We start from the raw sequence: 20360 nt of genomic DNA, 5'->3' as shown, positions 1-20360 counted from the left end.
ACAGCTGGCGGGCCGTGCTGCTAAGAGGTTTTGACTGCCGGTTGACTGGATTGCACGGCGGGCTTCGCAACTTCTTTGACGAACTCCTCCGCGGTAGTGGTCGGCACTGGTGAAGTGCGCGGAGTGAATTTCTTTGTCCACCCTGGGTTGGACGGGTCGATTTTGTCCTTCTGAGTGTCGACGATACCCGCGAGAATGTCGTAAAGGGTCAGCTTTCGATCTGCGGCCTGGCGGTTTGATGTGCCGGGTAGGCTCGGCAGAGTGGGGTCAGCTTTGATTCTCGCCTTGAGAATGGCCTCGGCGTCTGAGGGATAATCCACAGCCTTCTCGATCGCCGGCAGCGATTTGAAGTAACTGAGGGCCTCGCTGTAGAACTTCGACGCCTTGCCGGTGCGAGTCTGTTCAATGATGCCTTCGGGAATCGCGACTCTGCGCCATGCGTCATCCATCTTCTGCACGCCCTGGTAGGCAGCGCGTCGTTCATTGAGCGTGAATGACCCGCTGTCGTCGTAGGCGATGTGATTCAACTGTTCACGGGAGAGTTTCTCGAACGGGCTCTTCGCATTCTGGTGCCCCGCCAGGGTCTGGGTCACGAAAGCTGTGGCTTCCCGCGCACGATCCAGCAATTCGGGATGGGTCGTATCCGGGACTTCCATGGCCCGGGTGAAACTGTTGGCCTTCGGTGACTCGATCAGAAACTCATTGATGCGATTGAGCCCGTATTTTCCCAGCTCCGCGTGGGTCATGACCGCATCGCGCTTCGCGGCACGAGCAGCGGCGTCATTGAGCTGGCTGGCGAGGGTGGAGAACGTTGCGTGGGCGGTCGCAGCCTCTTCATGTTTATGCACAGGCGGTTTTTCGCCGTCTTCAACCTTCTCGGTCGCGGCAGGCGTTGGTGTTTTACTCGAAACAATGGCCGAAACTGCAGCCTGTATGTGATTGATCATCGGCGCTCCCTGACAAAGGAATGGACAGGGCCGATGCGTCCGGGTGTGGAGAAGTCGCCCCTGATCAGAGGCTAACGAGAGGGTAGGATGGTGAACAGCTACCCGAATGGAGTGTTCTTAGGAACGAATGCTGAAACATCAAAACTCCAAAGCCGGCGAATAGAGGGCCGCAGCAGACCTGAATAGATAATGAACTCTATTTAACCCCGCTCGGAAAACCTGACTGTCGTCACGACGCTTGATAAAACCCAGCCCAGCCTCCACTTACCGATCATTAGCCCCTCTTCCGGTAACCATCATGTCCGAGCCCCTGCTGATCCCCTGCCCCCACTGCAACGGCCTCAACCGCATTCCTTCCGACCGGCTTGGCGATCAACCCAAGTGCGGGCGCTGCAAGCAGCCAGTGTTGCTGAGCAAGCCTTTCAACCTGACCCAGGGTGATTACGCCAGCCAGATCAAGGGCGACCTGCCATTGCTGGTGGATGTCTGGGCGGATTGGTGTGGGCCGTGCAAATCCTTTGCGCCAACCTTCGAGCAAGCCGCTGCGCAATTGAGCGGGCGTGTGAGGCTTGCCAAGCTGGACAGCGAGGCCAATCAGCAATTGTCGGCGCAGCTTGGCATTCGGTCGATCCCGAGCCTGATCCTGTTCAAGAACGGTCGCGAGGTGGCACGTCAGAGTGGCGCACTGCCGCTTCAGCAACTGACCGCCTGGCTGGCGAGCCATGGAATCTGACGGTTGCTTCGTCATTCATTGAAGCGCTCGACAGCCAGTGTCGTAGGGATTTTCTGAAAGAGCCTTTCAGCCCATCTGCCACCGAGATCAACGTCTAGGATTTGCCACTCTCACTGGCATCCTGGAGCAGCAACGATGACAAACGTGATCCGTGAAGGCGATTCGACGAGTACCGGCGGGGTTGTGCTGAACACATCGGCGACACACACATGGGAGGACCGGCGCATGGCGCGCATGGGTGATCTCGTGTGGTGCCCGAAGTGCGAGGAAGTTGGCTACATCGCACAGGGCAACCCTACATTCATCGATCAACTGGTGGCCGTAGCGACCGACGGCCATGCCGTGCAATGTGGCTGCACCGAGGGCACGAACCGGCTGATCGCCAGTCAGGATCAGCTCCAGGCTGATATGCCAGCGACGATCACCATCCCGAAGGACATGGCAGAGAAAGCGCGCAAACGGGCCAGGCAGATGACCAGGACCATGCAGGCGGACAAGCTGGTCTGAAGGCGCCCCGTTGAAAGAGCCTCTCGCACCCGTCCGGTGTGCCGAGAGGCGCTCGTCAAGGAACAGAGCAGACGGTCAATGCGCCGTGCCGGCCTCCAGCAAATGGTGCAACTCGACGAACTGCTGGCTTAGCTTGTGGCGAGGGTCCAGATGAATCAACGGCATGTTGGCCTGATGCGACTCGCGCATCTTCACCGAGCTGTTGAGATAGACCGGCAAAACCGGCAAGCCTTCGGCAATCAGCTCATCAAGTATCTGCTGCGGCAGGCTGGCCCGTGACTGGAACTGGTTGACGATGATGCCTTCCACCTCCAGCTCCTCGTTGTGGTCCTCTTTCAACTCCTCGATTTCCTTGAGCAGGCCATACAGCGCCTGTCGGGAGAAACTGTCGCAGTCAAAGGGAATCAACACGCGATCAGCCGCGATCAACGCCGAAACCGCATAGAAATTCAACGCGGGCGGAGTATCCAGATAAATACGGTCATAGTCCTCGTCCAGCTCTTCGAGCAACTTACGAAGCTTGTTGATCTTGTGCTTGGCCTCAAGCTTTGGCTGCAGATCGGCCAGTTCAGCGGTCGCCGTGACCACATGGAGGTTGTCGAACGGGGTCTCGTAGATGTCGACCTGATTCTTTTTCGAGAACGGGCCGGACGACAGCGTCTGTTTGAAGAAATCGGCAATGCCCATGGGAATGTCGTCGCCAGTCAGGCCCGTGAGGTACTGCGTCGAGTTGGCCTGAGCGTCGAGGTCGATCAAGAGGGTCCGGTAGCCCTCGCTGGCACTGACAGCTGCCAGATTGCAGGCGATGCTCGACTTGCCAACACCGCCTTTCTGATTGAACACCACACGCCGCATTTGAAAACTCCCTGTTGCTGTCCTGCATTAGCGGACCTTGACGGCCCGATGAATGGTCTCGAGTCTAGGCAAAGCGCATGACAAGGGCGAGCGCTTCGTACAAGAGAGACAGTAAAAGCGGATGCAACCTACGTAAACAGGTGAATTTTCCGACTTACAAATTGCTACACATCGCACGCATCGGGATAATGCCCGCCACTCGGTGATAGCGCCGCGCCATGGTTGGTGTCACTTCGGATACCCGAAGCCAGGAAGTAAGCCCGCAAATGGGCGGGATGATAATTCGTGATCAAGTTCAACATTGCACAATGGCGCGCGTGGGCCCCGGGCCTGACCACGGGCGAAGACTGGAAGAGATGGAGTCAGAACCCGACAATTCCCGACCATCGGGACGCCTCACCTGACGTCTCGTTTCTCCCTGCGATGCAGCGCCGACGCCTGAGCCGTCTGGCCCGCATGGCCTTCAGCGTGGGCTGGCCGCTGGCCGAGGGGCGTGAGGAGTTGCCGATGGTGTTCGTGTCGCGACACGGTGAAACGCCGCGCACCTTCGACATCCTCAGCGATCTGGCCGCCGACCAGCCTCTGTCTCCCACGCAGTTCAGCCTCTCCGTTCACAACGCGGTCATCGGGCTTTGGTCGATTCTGCGAGGTGCAACCAGCGAAATGACGGCCCTGGCGGCCGCTGGCGATGGGCTCGAACACGGCGTGCTGGAAGCGGCGACTCTGCTGGAAGAAGGCGCTTCGGCGGTGCTGCTGGTAGTCACGGAAGAGAGCCCGCCTGCCGCCTACGCGCCATGGATAGACGATGTGCCCTTTCCTTATGCGTTGGGCCTGTTGCTCACGCCAGGCGACGAATGGCAGCTGGCGCTGAGCACTTGCGAGTCTAAAGAGGAAGCAAATTTCCGTGGCAAATGGCCACATGCGCTCAACCTTTTACGCGCCCTGTCGACACAACAGAGCGCTTTGCAGCATCCCTGGAAGAACCGGCAATGGAACTGGCAACACAACCGCTGAGTAAAAGTCGCGACGCCTATTACTGGCGATTGCTGACGACGGCTGCAAGCTTCGCCCTGTTCGGGCTGGGTGGGCTGTGCCTGCGTCTTGTGATCTTTCCATTGCTCACCCTGCTTCCGGCTAGCGCATGCAGTCACCAACGTCGCGCCCGCCGCACCATCAGTCATCTTTTCTGGACCTTCATTCGCTTCATGGCGAAAGTCGGTGTGCTGACTTATGAAGTCGAAGGGGCTGAACGCCTTGGGCGCCCCGGGCAGATGATCATCGCCAACCACCCGTCGTTGATCGACGTGGTGTTCCTCATCGGCCTGGTGCGCGATGCCAACTGCGTCGTCAAGCAGAGCCTGTGGCAGAACCCGTTTACCCGCGGACCTGTGCGCTCGACCGGTTATATCAGCAACGACGGCAGTGCCGACATGCTGGAAAACGCTGCGCGGTTGCTGCAGACAGGTCAGACCCTGATCATCTTCCCTGAAGGCACGCGGACCCAGCCCGGCAAGGCGCCAGCCTTCCATCGCGGCGGCGCAGCCATTGCCTTGCGCGGCGCCAGCGTCATCACGCCGGTGACCATCCACGTGTCGCCGACCACCCTGACCAAGGCCGAGCCCTGGTACCGCATTCCCCCGCGCCGCCCGCATTTCCATCTGCGGGTGGGCAACGATATCGATCCAGCGGCATTCGCCGCGCTTGGCCCGGCCCCTGTGGCGTCGCGCAAGCTCAATGACCATCTGCATCACCACTTCATCAAGGAGCTCGCCACAGATGAGCGATCTGCACCTGGAAATTAAACAGCTGATCATCGACGCCCTGGGCCTTGAAGACATCAGCACCCACGACATCGGCAACGACCAGACGCTGTTCGGCGAAGGTCTGGGCCTGGACTCGGTCGACGCCCTGGAACTGGGCCTGGCCATTCAGAAACGCTACGGCATCAAGATCGATGCCGACGCCAAAGACACACGCAACCACTTCACCAGCGTCGACAGCCTCGCGGCCTTCGTCAGCGCTCGCCAAGTGGCCTGAGGACTGAACATGCAATCCCGTGAAGACATCTTCGAAACCCTGCGCACTGCATTGGTTGAGCTGTTCGAACTTGAACCTGAGCGCGTCACCCTCGAAGCCAATCTCTATCAGGACCTGGAAATCGACAGCATCGACGCCGTCGATCTGATCGACCATATCAAGCGCAAGACCGGCAAGAAAATCGCCGCCGAAGAGTTCAAGTCCGTGCGCACCGTAGGTGATGTCGTTGACGCCGTTCACCGGCTGGTCAACGCCGCCGCATGAGTCGTGTGGTCGGCCTGATACTGGTGCTCGCGGGGGTGCTCTATCCCTTTGCCGTGTACTTCGGCATGGAGCATTTCTCGCCTTGGCAATTCGCTCTGTTGCTTGGCGCGCTGTGGGCGGCTCGCGCGCTGACCGGCGAACGACGCTCCGACCGCCTCGGCATGGCGCTGGTAGCCATAGGCTTCTGCCTGCTGCTGGTAGTCTTCGACAGTCCGCAACTGCTGCGCTGGTATCCGGTGTTGATCAGCGGCTTCATGCTGACCCTGTTCGGCATGAGCCTGATGCGTGGCATGCCGATGGTCGAGCGGCTGGCGCGCCTGACCGATCCTGAGTTGCCTGAAATCGCCATTCGTTATACCCGCCACGTCACGCAGATCTGGTGCGTGTTCTTTCTGTTCAACGGCCTGGTCGCAGCGGCACTGACGCTCTGGGCGCCGTTGAGCTGGTGGACGCTGTACACCGGCCTCATCGCCTACGGTCTGATGGGTGTCCTGTTTGCCGGTGAATGGCTCGTTCGCCAGCGTGTTCGAGGTCGTGCATGAGCTGGATAAACCTCGAACACCTGCTTAAGGACGTCTTTGCGCACCGAGTCGTGACCCATGCCCCTGTCATGAGCCATGCACAATGGCGCGAGCGCGTCCTCAGCGTTGCCGCTGCCCTGCAAGCGCAAGGCATCGAGCGCGTTGCGATTCATCTTGAAGACGCGGGCGAACTTGCCGTAGCGATCTTCGCCGCGTGGCGTGCCGGGGTTCAGGTCTTGCTGCCCTCTGACCTGCAGGAGCAGACACGTCAGCGCTGGAACAGTCATGTCGACCTGTGGCTCACCGATCTTGCCGAAGACACACGGCTCGACCCATTGAGCGCAGCGCCGCTCGCCCCGAGTGCGCTGGATCTGGATAAGTGCGTGCTGAGCCTATGTACCTCCGGTTCCAGCGGCGAACCCAAACTGATCGAGAAGAAGCTGCGTCAACTGGCCAATGAAGTCTCAGCGCTGGAGCGTTTGTGGGGCAACGATCTGGGCAACGCCTGCATCATCGGCAGCGTTGCCGCACAACACATTTATGGCCTGCTGTTCCGAGTGCTGTGGCCGCTGTGTGCCGGCCGCAGCTTCGTGCGCAAGCAACTGCCTTTTCCCGAGGACTTGCAACGCGCCAGTCGCGAACATGAGTCCTTCGCCTGGGTCGCCAGCCCTGCGCTGCTCAAACGCATGGGCGACAATCTGGACTGGAGCAGCATGAGCGCCGTGCGCCGGGTGTTTTCATCCGGGGGCGCGCTGCCCGCCGACGCCGCAGAAAGCCTGCATCAACGGCTGGGACAATGGCCGACGGAAATCCTCGGCAGCTCGGAAACCGGAGGCATTGCCTGGCGGCAGGGCGATCCGCTGTGGCGCGCGTTAGACGACGTGAAACTGAGCCAGGATGAAGACGGCGCGCTGCGCATCGAGTCCCCTTACCTGCCTGTCGGTCATATCGAGCAGACCGCAGACGCGGCGCGGTTCACCGAGGACGGCCGTTTCGAGTTGCTGGGTCGGCTGGATCGCATCGTCAAGCTGGAAGAAAAGCGAATTTCCCTGCCCTTGCTGGAGCAGGCGCTGGCGACTCACAAATGGGTCAGCGAGGCGCGTCTGGGTGTTGTGCGAGAGAACCGCGCGTCGCTCGGCGCATTGCTGGTGCTGAGTGCCAGTGGCGTGCATGCCCTGCGTAATCAGGGCCGCCGCACGCTGACCAATACGTTGCGTCAGCATCTGGTGCCGCATTGCGAGGCGCTTGCTCTGCCTCGACGCTGGCGCCTGCTGAGTCAGTTGCCACTGAACACCCAGGGCAAACTGCCTCAGGCGCAGGTCGAAGCGCTGTTGATAGCGCCGCGGATTCAAGAGCCTGAACTGATCGGCCGACAGCAGACCGACGAAGGACTGCAACTTGAACTGGTGGTGCCGCTGGATCTGGCGCACTTCACCGGCCACTTTCCCGGCACGCCGATTCTGCCCGGCGTCGTACAGATTGACTGGGCGATCACCCTCGGCCAGCGCTTGATGACCCTGCCGCCACGCTTCGGTGGAATGGAAGTCTTGAAGTTTCAGCAGCTGGTGCGTCCTGGTGATCGCATCAGCCTGACCCTGCGTTTCGATCAGGAGCGCGGCAAGCTGCATTTCGCTTATCGCAATGGCGACGCGGCGTGTTCCAGCGGGCGGATTCTGTGGGTAGGCTCGGATGCTTGAGCATTTCGATATGTGGAATACAGGCCCTGTAGCAGTCCGGCTTGCCGGCGGCAGTGATCCCAAATCCGCCACCGCCTGCAAGCCGGACTGCCACAGAGAAACTTCGAGCAAGGACGCCTTCAATGCATAACCCGTGCGCCGTCATCCCAGTCTATAACCACGAACTGGCGGTCCCTGCCGTGGTCCAGGAACTGCTGGACGCAGGCCTGCCGTGCGTGTTGGTCGACGACGCTAGTAGCCCGGCCTGCGCCGCAGTGTTGAAGACTCTGGCCGAGCAGGACAACGTATTTCTGGTGCAACTGCCGGTCAACCAGGGCAAGGGCGGCGCGGTGATGGCTGGTCTGCGCGAGGCATCGAAGCTGGGCTTCAGCCATGCCTTGCAGGTCGACGCGGACGGTCAGCATGATCTGAACGATATCGCGGTGTTCCTCGACAACTCCCGGGAGCATCCCCAATCGCTGATCTGCGGCTACCCGCAATACGACGCCAGCGTGCCGAAAGGCCGGTTGTACGCGCGCTACCTGACCCACGTCTGGGTCTGGATCAACAGCCTCTCGCTGCAGATTCCCGATTCGATGTGCGGCTTCCGGGTCTACCCGCTCAAGCCCGTCCTGCACCTCATCGATACGGTGAATCTGGGCAAGCGCATGGACTTCGATCCTGAGATTCTTGTGCGCTTGTCCTGGCGCAACCAGCCGATGCGCTGGCTGCCGACCAAGGTACATTACCCGCAGGACGGCCTCTCGCATTTCCGCTTGTTTCATGACAACGCGCTGATTTCGAAGATGCACACCAAGCTGTTCTTCGGCATGTTGGCGCGTTTTCCGCTGATTCTCTGGCGCCGGTGGCTGCCATGAGCGAGGCTGGGCAAAAGCAGCATTGGGCCGAGCACGAGGAGCGCGGCAGTTTCCTCCTCATGAAGCTCACCGCCTGGGGCGTCAAGGTCCTCGGACGCCGCGTGCTGAGTCCGATCCTGCACGGCATTGTCCTGTACTTTTTCCTGTTCGGCCGCAGCGCTCGTCGCAGTGCCTGGCAATTCCAGCAACACTTGGCCGAATGCAGCCAACGCCCTGACCTGCGCCCTACCACCTGGCGCGTTTTCAAACAGTTCATGGCCTTCGCCGACGCGCTTCTAGACAAACTCGATGTGTGGAACGGCAAGCTGCGACTGGAGCAGATCGAAATCGTCGACCCCGCCAATCTGCGGGATCAACTGCGTGGCGAGCGCGGGCAGATGCTGGTCGGCGCGCATCTGGGCAACCTCGAAGTCTGTAGAGCGCTGGCCGAACTCGGCGAAAAGGTCACGATGAATGTGCTGGTGCATACCAGGCACGCCGAACGTTTCAATCGTCTGCTGGGCGAAGCCGGGGCCACCAATCTGCGGCTGATTCAGGTCAGCGAACTGGACCCGGCGATCATGCTGCAACTCAGCCAGCGGCTTGACCGCGGCGAGTGGCTGGCCATTGCCGGCGACCGCGTACCGCTGCATGGCGGGCGCAACGTTCGGGTGGACTTTCTCGGTCATTCGGCGGCGTTTCCACAAGGCCCCTGGCTGCTGGCGGGCCTGTTGAAGTGCCCGATCAACCTGATTTTCTGTCTCAAGGGCCCGAGCGGTTATCGCGTGATGCTCGAACCGTTTGCCGCCGCAATCGAATGGCGCCGCAGTGACCGCCAGCAGGTGATCGCGCAATGGACCCAACGCTACGCCGACCGTCTGGCGCACTACTGCCTGCAAGCGCCGCAGCAGTGGTTCAACTTCTACCCGTTCTGGAAATCCGATGACGAACCAAGCACCTGAGCCGATCATCTTCGGCGAGCGCCCTCTGAGCATTGAGGAAGTCCTGGCCCTGTCCAATCGCCAGCGCCCAACGGCCCTGCAAAGCGACACGCAATACCGCCAGCGCATCGCCAAGGGCGCGCAGTTCCTGGACTCGCTGCTGGACAAGGAAGGCGTGATCTACGGCGTAACCACAGGCTACGGCGACTCCTGTGTGGTGGCCGTGCCGTTGCAACACGTCGAGGCGCTGCCCCGCCATCTGTACACCTTCCACGGCTGCGGGCTGGGCAAACTGCTCGACGCGCAAGCCACTCGCGCAGTGTTGGCCGCGCGCCTGCGCTCGCTGTGTCATGGCGTTTCCGGCGTGCGGGTCGAATTACTGGAGCGTCTGCAAGGGTTTCTCGATCACGACATCCTGCCGCTGATTCCGGAAGAAGGCTCGGTCGGCGCCAGCGGAGATCTGACTCCACTGTCGTATGTCGCAGCAACGCTGTCGGGCGAGCGCGAAGTGATGTTCAACGGTGAGCGCCGTCGGTCTGCCGACGTGCATCGGCAACTGGGCTGGGACCCGCTGGTGCTGCGTCCGAAAGAAGCGCTCGCGCTGATGAATGGCACCGCCGTGATGACCGGCCTCGCCTGCCTGGCGTTCGCTCGCGCCGACTATCTGCTGAAACTGGCCACCCGTATCACTGCCCTGAACGTGGTGGCGTTGCAGGGCAACCCGGAGCACTTCGACGAACGTTTGTTCGCCGCCAAACCCCACCCGGGGCAGATGCAGGTTGCAGCCTGGCTGCGCAAGGATCTGGCGATCGATGCGCCGACCGCCCCGCTGCATCGTCTGCAGGATCGCTATTCCCTGCGTTGCGCGCCGCACGTACTGGGCGTGCTGGCGGACAGCCTGAACTGGCTGCGCAGCTTCATCGAAGTCGAACTCAACAGTGCCAATGACAACCCGATCATCGACGCCGAAGCCGAACGCGTTCTGCACGGCGGGCACTTTTATGGCGGCCATATCGCCTTCGCCATGGACAGTTTGAAAAACCTCGTCGCCAACGTCGCCGACCTGCTGGACCGCCAGCTGGCGCTGCTGGTAGACGAGCGTTATAACCACGGCCTGCCGAGCAACCTGTCCGGCTCGCCAGCGGATCGCGCAATGATCAACCACGGTTTCAAGGCCGTGCAGATCGGTACCAGCGCCTGGACCGCCGAAGCGCTGAAAAACACCATGCCGGCCAGCGTGTTCTCACGCTCCACCGAGTGCCATAACCAGGACAAGGTCAGCATGGGGACCATCGCGGCCCGTGATGCCATTCGTGTACTGGAACTGACCGAGCAGGTTGCCGCCGCTACGCTGATTGCCGCCAATCAAGGCGTATGGCTTCGCAGTCGTGACGCCGACGCCCGCCCGCTCCCTCCTGAGCTGGCCGCGATGCACGAACAATTGCGTGAAGATTTCCCGCCTGTCATCGAAGACCGTGCGCTGGAGGGGGAACTGCGTCTGTGCCTGCAACGCATCGCCAACCAACACTGGAGGCTGCATGCGTAGCAAGGGCGTTATTCACGAAGACACTGAAGTGCTGGTGCCATTTTTCGACGTCGACACCATGCACGTCGTCTGGCACGGGCACTACGTGAAATACCTGGAGGTGGCGCGCTGCGCGCTGCTCGACAAGCTCGGCCACAACTACACGCACATGCTCGAATCGGGTTACGCGTGGCCGGTGATCGACCTGCAACTGCGTTATGTACGCGGCGCAGTGTTCGGCCAGCGTATCAACGTGCGCGCCAGCCTCGTGGAATGGGAAAACCGCCTGAAGATCGATTACCTCATTACCGACAAGGCCACGGGCGAGCGTTTGACGCGTGCCAGCACCGTGCAGGTGGCGGTTGACGTCAACAGCCGCGAGATGCAACTGGCCTCGCCCAAGGTGTTCGTCGAAGCGGTCGAGAGGGCGCTCTCATGAACCTTTTCCACAAAGGGCTTTGCACCTTGCTGCTGTTGAGCCTGACAACGCTTGCCCACGCCTTCGACCTGCAACAACTCAGCGAGCAACTGGCAAAACCGAGCGTGATCCACGGTGCTTTTATTCAGGAAAAACACCTGCGTTCATTGCCTCAGCCGCTGACCAGCAAAGGTAACTTCGTGCTGGCGAAGGACTCGGGCCTACTCTGGCTCTTGAATACGCCGCTCAAGCAGGACTACCGCATCACCTGCGCCGGCATCGCCCGTCGGGAGGCTGACGACAGCTGGCAAATGCTCCCCGGCAAGAGCGCCGGCGCCGAGCAGAACCGTTTGTTTCTCGCCGTGCTGCAAGGCGACAGCAGTGGTCTGCAGCGCGACTTCGAACTGCATCTGAGCGGCGACGCGCAAGCCTGGCAGCTGACGCTGATCCCGCGTTCGTTGTTGCTCCAACAGATTTTCAAGCAGATCAACATTGACGGCGGCGCGCTGGTAAAGCGCATCGAACTGCTGGAAACCCAGGGGGACAGCACGCTGCTTAAGATGATCGACAGCACCAGCGCCAAGCCGTTGAGCGATTCGGAGCGCGCTGACTTTGCCGATTGAACGCCTGCTGCCGCGCCTTTTCCTGATCATCCTGGTGGCAGTCGCCGCGCTGGCGGGCTGGCAGTGGCATGCTGGTGCGCCGCTGTCGGCAAACCTGATGGAACTGGTGCCCGGCAACAACCCTGACGGCCTTGAGCTGCGCGCCGAGCGACGTATTCAGGAACCGCTGAACCGCGAAATGCTGGTGTTGGTCGGGCACACAGACAAACAGCAAGCCATCGAACTGGCCCACCGCATCAGCGATGAATGGCAGGCGAGCGGGCTGTTCGAAAAGGTCCAGTGGAACCTGCAGGCCGACCTTCCGGCGCTGCGCGAACAGCTACTGCAAGGGCGTCTGGCAATGCTCGCAGACAGCGACCGTTCCGAGCTGATCGACCATCCTCAGGCCTTCATCCAGAAGCGTGTGCAGAGCCTGTTCGATCCCTTCGGCGGTTTCAGTCTGGTACCGAGCCATGAAGATTGGCTGGGCCTGACCGGCCGTATCCAGAACAGTCAGAAGCATCACGGCTCGGTACAGCTGGACATCGGCAGTGGCGCACTTATCGCCAACGCCGATGGCAAAAGCTGGGTGCTGCTGCGCGCACGAACCCAGGCTGATGCTTTTGACATGAGCCTGCCACTCAAGGTCTCGGACCTGCTGGACGAGGCGCGGGCTCAGGCCACCACGGCTGACGCCCAACTGTTGGCCGCCAGCGGGCTGCTCTACGCTGCGAATGGACAACAACAAGCGACCCGGGAAATTACCTGGGTCGGCGGCGGCGCCACGTTGGGCATTCTGTTGTTGCTGCTGTTGGCGTTCAGACGCTGGCGCGTTTTGCTGGCGTTCGTGCCAGTTGTGGTCGGTATGTTGTTCGGCGCCACGGCGTGCATCGCGCTGTTCGGCAAGATGCATGTGATGACGCTGGTGCTCGGTTCAAGCCTGATTGGCGTCGCCGTGGACTATCCGCTGCACTACCTCTCCAAAGGCTGGAGTCTGAGACCCTGGCGCAGCTGGCCGGCATTGCGCCTCACGCTCTCGGGCCTGAGCCTGAGTCTGGCCACCAGCTGCATCGGTTATCTGGCGCTGGCCTGGACGCCCTTCCCTGCCCTGACCCAGATCGCGGTGTTCTCTGCCGCAGGCCTGATCGGCGCTTACCTCGCTGCCGTGTGCCTGCTGCCCGCCCTGCTCAAGGGCGTGGAGTTGCGCCCGGCCGAATGGCCGCTAAAGGTCGCCGAGAGTCTGATCGAGCTTCGCGCTCGACTGCTGAAACGCGTGGGGACTCCAGTTCTCTTGGCGCTGCTGTTGATCTTCTGCGCAGCCGGCCTCTGGCAGCTGACCACCAAGAACGACATCCGTCAGTGGATCGCCGCGCCACAAAGCCTCACTGACGAGGCGCGTTCGGTCGCACGGATTACCGGTTACCAACCCACCAGCCAGTTCTTCCTGGTTCGCGGTGTCGATCAGCAACAATTGCTGGAGCGCCAGACCGCACTCAGTTTGCGCCTCGATCAGTTGGTGATGCTGGGCAAGCTGCAAGGCTACCTGGCGTTGAATCAACTGGTGGCAACTCCCGCTGAACAAATGTCAGCACACAACGCTCTCGACGCACTGCCCGGATACTGGCAGCCGCTGCTTGACCTTGGCGTACCCTTGGAAGCGTTGAACAAGGAGCTCGCAGCCTTGCGTGCCCTGCCCACTCAAGACATCGACAGCCTGTTGGCCGGCCCTTTGGGCGAGCCCTGGCGTTTGCTGTGGATGGGTAAAACCGAGCAAGGCGTGGCGGGGATCGTCAGCCTGCAAGGCCTGAATGATGCGAACCTGCTGCGGATACAGGCTCAGGACCTGCCTGGCGTGCAGCTGGTGGATCGGCTGGGCGATCTGAACAAGGTCTTCGCCGCCACTCAGGTCAGTGCAGCCGAACTGAAGCTGTTGTCGTGCGTACTGATCGTCATCCTGCTGATTGTGCCATTCGGCCTCAGGGGCGCGCTGCGCATCGTCGCGCTGCCATTACTGGCGGCGCTGTGCAGCCTGGCGAGCCTGGGCTGGCTTGGTCAGCCGCTGACGTTGTTCAGCCTGTTCGGCTTGCTGCTGGTGACAGCGATCAGTGTCGATTACGCAATCCTCATGCGCGAGCAGATCGGTGGCACAGCGGTCAGTCTGCTCGGCACTCTGCTCGCCGCGGTGACTACCTGGCTGTCGTTCGGGTTGCTGGCGATTTCCAGCACCCCAGCGGTCAGCAACTTCGGTCTATCCGTCAGCCTGGGCCTTGCCTTCAGCTTCATGCTCGCGCCGTGGGCAGCTGCCAGCCCTCCGACCGCAACCTCGAAAGACATCGACACCGTCAAAACACTCGAAAAGGAAACCTTGTGCCCATAGCTGAAATGGAATGTCGCCAGATCGTGGTGATCGGTGCCGGCCCTGCCGGAGCCATCGCCGCCGCGCTGCTCAAACGTCAGGGTCATGATGTTCTGATCATCGAGCGACAGCAGTTCCCGCGCTTCTCCATTGGTGAAAGCCTGCTGTCGCACTGCCTCGATTTCGTCGAAGAGGCAGGCATGCTCGAAGCAGTCACGGCCGCAGGTTTCCAGCGCAAGAACGGCGCGGCCTTCGCCTGTGGCGAGCAGTACAGCGCCTTCGATTTCGGCGACACCTTCAGCAACGGCAAGCCGACGACGTTCCAGGTGCAGCGCGCCGACTTCGACAAATTGCTGGCCGATGAAGCAGCGCGTCAAGGCGTGGAAATCCGGTATCTGGAAACGATCACTGCCGCTGACTTCAGTGGCGAGCAGCCGGTCCTCGACGTGCAGCGCGCCGATGGTAGCGAGTACCGTGTGCAGGCCGGCTTCGTACTCGACGCCAGCGGTTACGGACGTGTATTGCCGCGGCTGCTGGACCTCGAAGCGCCGTCTAACTTCCCGTTGCGTCAGGCCGTGTTCACCCACGTCGAAGACCTCATCGACGATCAAAATTTTGATCGCGAGAAGATTCTAGTCACCGTTCACCCGACCCTGCGCGACGTGTGGTTCTGGTCGATTCCGTTCAGTAACGGCCGCTGCTCGGTGGGCGTGGTGGCTTCTGCCGAACGCTTCAAGGAAAAACCCGAGGATCTGGATGCCTGTTTGCGCGCATTCATCGACGAGACGCCGAGCCTGAGCCGCGTGTTGCAAAACGCTGTCTGGGATACCCCGGCGCGGACCATCGGTGGCTATGCCGCCAACGTCAAAACCCTGCACGGCAAAGGCTTCGCGCTGCTGGGCAATGCCGCTGAATTCCTCGACCCTGTGTTTTCTTCCGGGGTGACCATCGCCATGCGTTCGGCCAGCATGGCGGCAGGCGTGCTGCACCGTCAGTTGCAAGGCGAAAGCGTTGACTGGGAAAGCGAGTTCGCCGTGCCGCTCAAGCGAGGGGTCGACACCTTCCGCGCCTATGTCGAGGGCTGGTACGAAGGCAGCTTTCAGGACGTGATCTTCTACCCGAACAGCACCGACGACATCCGCCGAATGATCTGCTCGATCCTCGCCGGTTACGCCTGGGACGAGCGCAACCCGTTCGTGGCTGAACCCAAGCGGCGCCTGCGCATGCTGGCGGAAATCTGCGCGAGCACCGGCCAATGACTGAACAGTATTATTCCCGCACCTACGTCGAGGAAACCCGCCTGGGCTTTGCCTTCCTGCGCAGCCACACCTGGCAGCACCATGTGTTGCGCGTGGCGATCAACGATCTGCGCAGCCTGTTCAGCGAACACTTGCCGGAAAACCCGGTGATACTCGACGCCGGTTGCGGGCAGGGCAAGTCCTTCCAGTACCTGCACAAGGTCTTCAACCCGGTGCAGATTCTAGGTGTGGATGCCGACCCCGCCAGCCTCAAGCTCAGTGGTGAAGAAGCCGAACGCCGTCGGCTGAACGTCGAACTGATCGGCGGCGACTGCGCCGCCCTGAGACTCGCGGACGCCAGCGTAGACGTGGTGTTCTGCCATCAGACCTTTCATCATCTGGTCGAGCAGGAACAGGCCCTCGCCGAGTTTTATCGCGTCCTAAAGCCGGGCGGTTATCTGCTGTTCGCCGAATCTACCGAGGCCTACATCGATACCTGGGTAATTCGCTGGTTTTTCCGCCATCCGATGCATGTGCAGAAGAGCGCGGCGCAATATCTGGACATGTTGCGTGAAGAAGGTTTTCAATTTGCCGCCCAGAACGTCTCTTACCCCTACTTGTGGTGGAGCCGTGCCAGGGACTTCGGCTTGCTGGAACGTTTGAAACTGGTCAAACCCAAGCCGTTTGGCGAACGTGAAGAGACGTTGATCAACGTTGTCGCACGTAAACCGCCACAGGCACCACTCGAAGGTGACATCTCATGATCCGCACCCTTCTGCTGGCTTGCGTTCTGTTGCTGAGCGCCTGCACCAGCCATGCGCCTTTGCCGGCGCAAATCCCGCACATCAAGTTTCCGCAGCAGTTGCACGTCCAGCGCGAACAGGCTGGCAAGCGCCAGGACTGGCTGTTGGTAGTCCAGAAAGAGCGCCATGGCCTGCGCTGGTCGTTGATGGACCCGCTGGGCATTCCGCTGGCGCGCCAGCAGTTGGAGGAAGACAGCTGGAAAGCCGACGGCCTGCTGCCGCCAAACCCTGAGGCCCGAGAACTGTTCGCCGCAGTGCTGTTCGCATTGACCTCAGAAAAAGAAGTGCGCTTCGACTATCCGGGCGTCCAGCTCCTGCCGCATGGCCGCATCCTCGAAGACCGATGGAGGGTCGATTACGCCTCCGAGGGCATCTTTCGCATCACCCTGGAAAGCGGTGAACTGAAGTACGTCGTCAGCCCGCTTCAAGGCAAGGCCTCAAAATGACGGCCTACCTCAATGCACTGGGGCTTATTTGCTCGCTGGGCGATGATCGCGCAAGCGTTGCGCGCACGTTGTTCGCCGGCGACACCTCGGGCATGCACACCGAAAGCGGCTGGGTGCCTGAGCGCTCGCTGCCTGTCGGGGCGGTGAAAAGTCTGCTGCCGCAAATCCCTGCTGAGCTTGGTCAACAGAGCAGTCGCAACAACCAGTTGCTACTAGCTGCGGCGTTGCAGATCGAGACCGATATTCAAAAAGCCATCGCAAAATACGGTAAGCACCGGATTGGCGTGATCCTCGGCACCAGCACCTCCGGTATCGACGAAGCCAGTCGTGGCATTGCGAGCTATCTGCGCGACGAGGCCTTTCCTGCTGACTACGACTATCACCAGCAGGAACTCAGCGCGCCAGCCAGTTTTCTCGCCGCGTGGCTGGACGTGAGTGGCCCGGCCTACGTGATTTCCACGGCCTGCACGTCCAGCGCCCGCGCCCTGCTCAGCGCTCGGCGCCTGCTCGACATGAACCTGTGCGACGCAGTGCTGTGTGGCGGTGTGGACAGCCTGTGCAAGCTGACACTGAACGGTTTCTCGTCGCTGGAAGCGGTCTCGAACCAGCGCTGCAATCCGTTCTCGATCAACCGCAGCGGCATCAATATCGGCGAGGCGGCGGCGGTGTTTCTGATGACCCGCGAGGCCAGCGGCGATCACCGCATCGCCCTGCTTGGTGCCGGCGCCAGTTCCGATGCTCACCATATTTCCGCCCCCGAACCCTCCGGACGCGGCGCACACCAGGCGATGCAAAAAGCACTGGATAACGCGAAATTGCACGCCAGTGACATCAATTATCTGAACCTGCATGGCACCGCAACTCAGCACAACGACGCGATGGAATCACTGGCCGTGAATGCTCTCTTCCCCGAGGGCGTGCCGTGCTCGTCCACCAAGCCCCTGACCGGCCACACCCTTGGTGCGGCGGGCGCGCTGGAAGCGGCGTTCTGCTGGCTTGCACTGTCGCCGGAAAACCGCGATCGGCAATTGCCGCCTCATGTGTGGGACGGCCAAGCCGATACAGGCCTGCCTGCACTGCGCTGGGTTACGCCCGGCGACACGCTGCAGCAGAATTCCTCGCGTCGCCTGATGAGCAATTCGTTTGCCTTCGGTGGCAACAACGTCAGTCTGATCATCGGAGATGGCGCATGACCTCCATGACCCCTTCCCCGTGGCCGCCAGCCGATCTGTTGCCTCACGCAGGCGACATGATCCTGATCGACGAAGTGCTGGGGTTTGGCGACGAAGAAATCCGCACGCGGATCAGCGTCCGGGCCGGGGGGCTATTCAATCGCCCTGACGGCAGCCTGCCTGCGTGGGTCGGCGTCGAGCTGATGGCGCAGAGCGTGGCCGCATACGCTGGCTGTCAGGCCCGCGTCAAAGGCGAAGCTGTAGAGCTTGGCTTCTTGCTGGGCACGCGCAAATTCGAGTGCAATGTCGAACATTTCCCGATCGGCAGCGAGCTGATCATCCACGCCCAGCGTTCGCTGCAGGATGACAGCGGCATGGGCGTGTTCGAGTGTCACCTGAGCGGCCCCGGCATAGAAGCCAGCGCCCGACTCAACGTTTATCGCCCGCCACAATCGGCGAGCTATTTGGCCGAAGGAGCCGACAATGACTGACTCAATTCTGGTCACCGGCTCCAGCCGTGGCATCGGCCGCGCCATTGCCCTGCGTCTGGCGCAAGCCGGTTACGACATCGTGCTGCATTGCCGCAGCGGTCGCGCCGAAGCCGAGGTGGTACAGGCTCAAATTCAGGCCTTGGGCCAACAAGCACGCGTGCTGCAATTCGACGTCGCTGACCGCGCCGCCTGCAAAGAAACGCTTGAGGCCGACGTCGAAACGCATGGCGCCTATTACGGTGTGGTGTGCAACGCCGGGCTGACCCGCGACGGTGCGTTTCCTGCGTTGACCGATGAAGATTGGGATATGGTCATGCGCACCAATCTGGACGGTTTCTACAACGTACTGCATCCGGTGATGATGCCGATGATTCGTCGCCGCGCCGCTGGCCGCATTGTATGCATCACTTCGGTCTCGGGCCTGATCGGCAACCGCGGACAGGTCAACTACAGCGCGTCCAAAGCGGGCGTCATTGGTGCGGCCAAGGCCTTGGCCATCGAGCTGGGTAAACGCAAGATTACCGTCAACTGCGTGGCACCCGGATTGATCGACACGGCGATGCTCGACGAAAACGTACCCGTCGACGAACTGTTGAAGATGATCCCCGCGCAACGCATGGGCACCCCGGAAGAAGTCGCCGGTGCCGTGAACTTTCTGATGTCGGCGGAAGCTTCGTACATCACCCGCCAGGTGCTGGCGGTCAACGGAGGCTTGTGCTGATGAAGCGCGTCGTCGTCACCGGCATGGCCGGTATCACATCGCTGGGCAGTGACTGGGCGAGCATCGAGGCCAATTTCAGCGCCAACCGCAGCGGCATTCGGCGCATGGACGAATGGGATCGCTTCAGCGAACTGAACACACGCCTGGCAGGCCCTATCGATGACTTCACCGTGCCGTCGCACTGGACGCGCAAACAACTGCGCAGCATGGGCCGGGTTTCACGCCTGGCCGTCGGTGCTTCGGAGCAGGCGTTGCGCGATGCAGGGTTGCTGGGCGATCCGATCATTCGCGACGGCCGCATGGGTGTGGCCTGCGGTTCGTCTACTGGCAGCACCGACGAGATCAAGGCGTTCGGCAACATGCTGCTGAACTCCGTCGCCGAAGGCCTCAATGCCAATTCTTACGTGCGCATGATGCCTCACACCACGGCGGCGAATATCAGCATCTTCTTCAACCTGACCGGGCGTTTGATCCCGACCTCCAGCGCCTGCACCAGTGGCAGCCAGGGCGTGGGTTATGCCTATGAAGCGATCAAGTTCGGTCGCCTTCCACTGATGCTCGCGGGCGGTGCCGAAGAGCTGTGCCCGACCGAAGCCATGGTGTTCGATGCGCTGTACGCCACCAGCCTGAAAAACGATGCACCGCACACCAGCCCGCGCCCCTATGACAGCGGCCGCGACGGTCTGGTGATCGGTGAAGGCGGCGGCATGTTGGTGCTCGAGGAGCTGGAACATGCGCTGGCCCGTGGCGCGAAGATTCACGCCGAGATCGTCGGCTTTGGCAGCAACGCCGACGGCGTCCACACCACACGACCCGAGCAAGTCACCATGCGTCGTGCCATGGAGCTGGCGCTGGAAGACGCCGGCCTGTCGCCTGATGCCATCGGCTACGTCAACGGTCATGGCACTGCGACCGAACAAGGCGATATCGCCGAGACCCTGGCGACGCAGAGCCTGTTCGGCTCACGCATGCCGATCAGTTCGCAGAAGAGCTTCCTTGGCCACACGCTTGGCGCCTGCGGCGCGCTGGAGTCGTGGTTCACCATCGAGATGATGAATCGCGACCGCTATATCCACACGCTCAATCTCGACGACGTCGACAGCCGCTGCGGCGAGCTGGATTACCTGCGCGGCGAACCCCGGCGCATGAATCACGAGTTCGTGATGAACAACAACTTCGCATTTGGCGGGGTCAACACGTCGTTGATCTTCCGCCGCTGGCAATGATCGATACCGTAGAAACCTCAAGGA

Annotated in this window: 23 protein-coding genes; 21 read left to right on the top strand and 2 right to left on the bottom strand. The window is 61.2% G+C overall.

What is annotated here, in order from left to right; genetic code table 11:
• Positions 1–20 precede the first annotated feature (20 nt).
• Positions 21–947 (bottom strand): hypothetical protein, encoded by a 927-nt coding sequence (locus tag BWR59_RS00965; protein WP_081563778.1) that lies wholly within the window; start codon positions 945–947, stop codon positions 21–23.
• Positions 948–1245: 298 nt separating this feature from the next.
• On the opposite strand from BWR59_RS00965, the gene trxC reads away from it, so the two are divergent.
• Both trxC and BWR59_RS00955 read left to right on the top strand, forming a co-directional pair.
• A complete protein-coding gene (gene trxC / locus BWR59_RS00960; RefSeq protein WP_081563777.1) occupies positions 1246–1680 on the top strand; it encodes a thioredoxin TrxC in 435 nt (144 codons plus the stop codon).
• 135 nt (positions 1681–1815) lie between these two features.
• Positions 1816–2187, top strand: coding sequence for a PAAR domain-containing protein (locus BWR59_RS00955; RefSeq protein ID WP_081563776.1), 372 nt, complete (start codon positions 1816–1818; stop codon positions 2185–2187).
• 75 nt (positions 2188–2262) lie between these two features.
• Here BWR59_RS00955 and BWR59_RS00950 read toward each other — a convergent pair whose 3' ends face one another.
• Positions 2263–3042 carry a ParA family protein gene (locus BWR59_RS00950; protein WP_081563775.1) on the bottom strand — a complete coding sequence of 260 codons (780 nt, stop codon included), beginning with the start codon at positions 3040–3042 and terminating at the stop codon, positions 2263–2265.
• Positions 3043–3327: 285 nt separating this feature from the next.
• Between BWR59_RS00950 and BWR59_RS00945 the strand changes: the two genes are divergently transcribed.
• The 19 genes from BWR59_RS00945 (at position 3328) to BWR59_RS00855 (ending at position 20336) form a co-directional block, all read left to right on the top strand.
• Entirely contained in the window at positions 3328–4056 is a 729-nt protein-coding gene (locus tag BWR59_RS00945; protein WP_081563774.1) for a beta-ketoacyl synthase chain length factor, read from the top strand.
• Positions 4032–4844 (top strand): lysophospholipid acyltransferase family protein, encoded by an 813-nt coding sequence (locus tag BWR59_RS00940; protein ID WP_081563773.1) that lies wholly within the window; start codon positions 4032–4034, stop codon positions 4842–4844. The genes BWR59_RS00945 and BWR59_RS00940 overlap by 25 nt, the downstream gene beginning before the upstream one ends.
• Positions 4819–5079 (top strand): phosphopantetheine-binding protein, encoded by a 261-nt coding sequence (locus BWR59_RS00935; protein WP_081563772.1) that lies wholly within the window; start codon positions 4819–4821, stop codon positions 5077–5079. The genes BWR59_RS00940 and BWR59_RS00935 overlap by 26 nt, the downstream gene beginning before the upstream one ends.
• A 9-nt stretch (positions 5080–5088) precedes the next feature.
• Entirely contained in the window at positions 5089–5343 is a 255-nt protein-coding gene (locus tag BWR59_RS00930) for an acyl carrier protein (protein WP_081563771.1), read from the top strand.
• Entirely contained in the window at positions 5340–5885 is a 546-nt protein-coding gene (locus BWR59_RS00925; protein WP_081563770.1) for a hypothetical protein, read from the top strand. The genes BWR59_RS00930 and BWR59_RS00925 overlap by 4 nt, the downstream gene beginning before the upstream one ends.
• Positions 5882–7561 carry an acyl-CoA synthetase family protein gene (locus tag BWR59_RS00920; RefSeq protein WP_081563769.1) on the top strand — a complete coding sequence of 560 codons (1680 nt, stop codon included), beginning with the start codon at positions 5882–5884 and terminating at the stop codon, positions 7559–7561. Before BWR59_RS00925 ends, BWR59_RS00920 begins: the two co-directional genes overlap by 4 nt.
• A gap of 122 nt (positions 7562–7683) precedes the next feature.
• The gene (locus tag BWR59_RS00915) at positions 7684–8418 is read left to right on the top strand and encodes a glycosyltransferase family 2 protein (RefSeq protein WP_081563768.1); all 735 of its coding nucleotides are present in this window, start codon (positions 7684–7686) and stop codon (positions 8416–8418) included.
• Positions 8415–9359, top strand: coding sequence for a glycosyl transferase (locus BWR59_RS00910; RefSeq protein WP_081563767.1), 945 nt, complete (start codon positions 8415–8417; stop codon positions 9357–9359). The genes BWR59_RS00915 and BWR59_RS00910 overlap by 4 nt, the downstream gene beginning before the upstream one ends.
• Entirely contained in the window at positions 9340–10884 is a 1545-nt protein-coding gene (locus tag BWR59_RS00905; RefSeq protein WP_081563766.1) for an aromatic amino acid ammonia-lyase, read from the top strand. Before BWR59_RS00910 ends, BWR59_RS00905 begins: the two co-directional genes overlap by 20 nt.
• A complete protein-coding gene (locus BWR59_RS00900) occupies positions 10877–11302 on the top strand; it encodes an acyl-CoA thioesterase (protein WP_081563765.1) in 426 nt (141 codons plus the stop codon). The genes BWR59_RS00905 and BWR59_RS00900 overlap by 8 nt, the downstream gene beginning before the upstream one ends.
• On the top strand, positions 11299–11904 hold the full coding sequence (locus BWR59_RS00895) for an outer membrane lipoprotein carrier protein LolA (protein WP_081563764.1): 606 nt from the start codon (positions 11299–11301) through the stop codon (positions 11902–11904). The genes BWR59_RS00900 and BWR59_RS00895 overlap by 4 nt, the downstream gene beginning before the upstream one ends.
• Complete coding sequence (locus BWR59_RS00890; RefSeq protein WP_230981931.1) at positions 11894–14260, top strand: hypothetical protein; 2367 nt, start codon at positions 11894–11896, stop codon at positions 14258–14260. The genes BWR59_RS00895 and BWR59_RS00890 overlap by 11 nt, the downstream gene beginning before the upstream one ends.
• A complete protein-coding gene (locus tag BWR59_RS00885; protein WP_081563762.1) occupies positions 14251–15498 on the top strand; it encodes an NAD(P)/FAD-dependent oxidoreductase in 1248 nt (415 codons plus the stop codon). The genes BWR59_RS00890 and BWR59_RS00885 overlap by 10 nt, the downstream gene beginning before the upstream one ends.
• Entirely contained in the window at positions 15495–16241 is a 747-nt protein-coding gene (locus BWR59_RS00880; protein ID WP_081563761.1) for a class I SAM-dependent methyltransferase, read from the top strand. Before BWR59_RS00885 ends, BWR59_RS00880 begins: the two co-directional genes overlap by 4 nt.
• Positions 16238–16726: a DUF3261 domain-containing protein gene (locus tag BWR59_RS00875; RefSeq protein WP_081563760.1), complete on the top strand. Its 489-nt coding sequence runs from the start codon at positions 16238–16240 to the stop codon at positions 16724–16726. Before BWR59_RS00880 ends, BWR59_RS00875 begins: the two co-directional genes overlap by 4 nt.
• The gene (locus BWR59_RS00870; RefSeq protein ID WP_081563759.1) at positions 16723–17919 is read left to right on the top strand and encodes a beta-ketoacyl-[acyl-carrier-protein] synthase family protein; all 1197 of its coding nucleotides are present in this window, start codon (positions 16723–16725) and stop codon (positions 17917–17919) included. The genes BWR59_RS00875 and BWR59_RS00870 overlap by 4 nt, the downstream gene beginning before the upstream one ends.
• A complete protein-coding gene (locus BWR59_RS00865) occupies positions 17916–18389 on the top strand; it encodes a hotdog family protein (RefSeq protein WP_230981930.1) in 474 nt (157 codons plus the stop codon). The genes BWR59_RS00870 and BWR59_RS00865 overlap by 4 nt, the downstream gene beginning before the upstream one ends.
• Positions 18382–19110: a 3-oxoacyl-ACP reductase FabG gene (gene fabG / locus BWR59_RS00860; RefSeq protein WP_081563758.1), complete on the top strand. Its 729-nt coding sequence runs from the start codon at positions 18382–18384 to the stop codon at positions 19108–19110. Before BWR59_RS00865 ends, fabG begins: the two co-directional genes overlap by 8 nt.
• On the top strand, positions 19110–20336 hold the full coding sequence (locus BWR59_RS00855; RefSeq protein WP_081563757.1) for a beta-ketoacyl-ACP synthase: 1227 nt from the start codon (positions 19110–19112) through the stop codon (positions 20334–20336). The genes fabG and BWR59_RS00855 overlap by 1 nt, the downstream gene beginning before the upstream one ends.
• Positions 20337–20360 lie beyond the last annotated feature (24 nt).

It is taken from the genome of Pseudomonas sp. Bc-h, assembly GCF_002080045.1.
Taxonomy (GTDB): Bacteria; Pseudomonadota; Gammaproteobacteria; order Pseudomonadales; family Pseudomonadaceae; genus Aquipseudomonas.
This window is presented reverse-complemented; position numbering and strand designations above follow the sequence as displayed.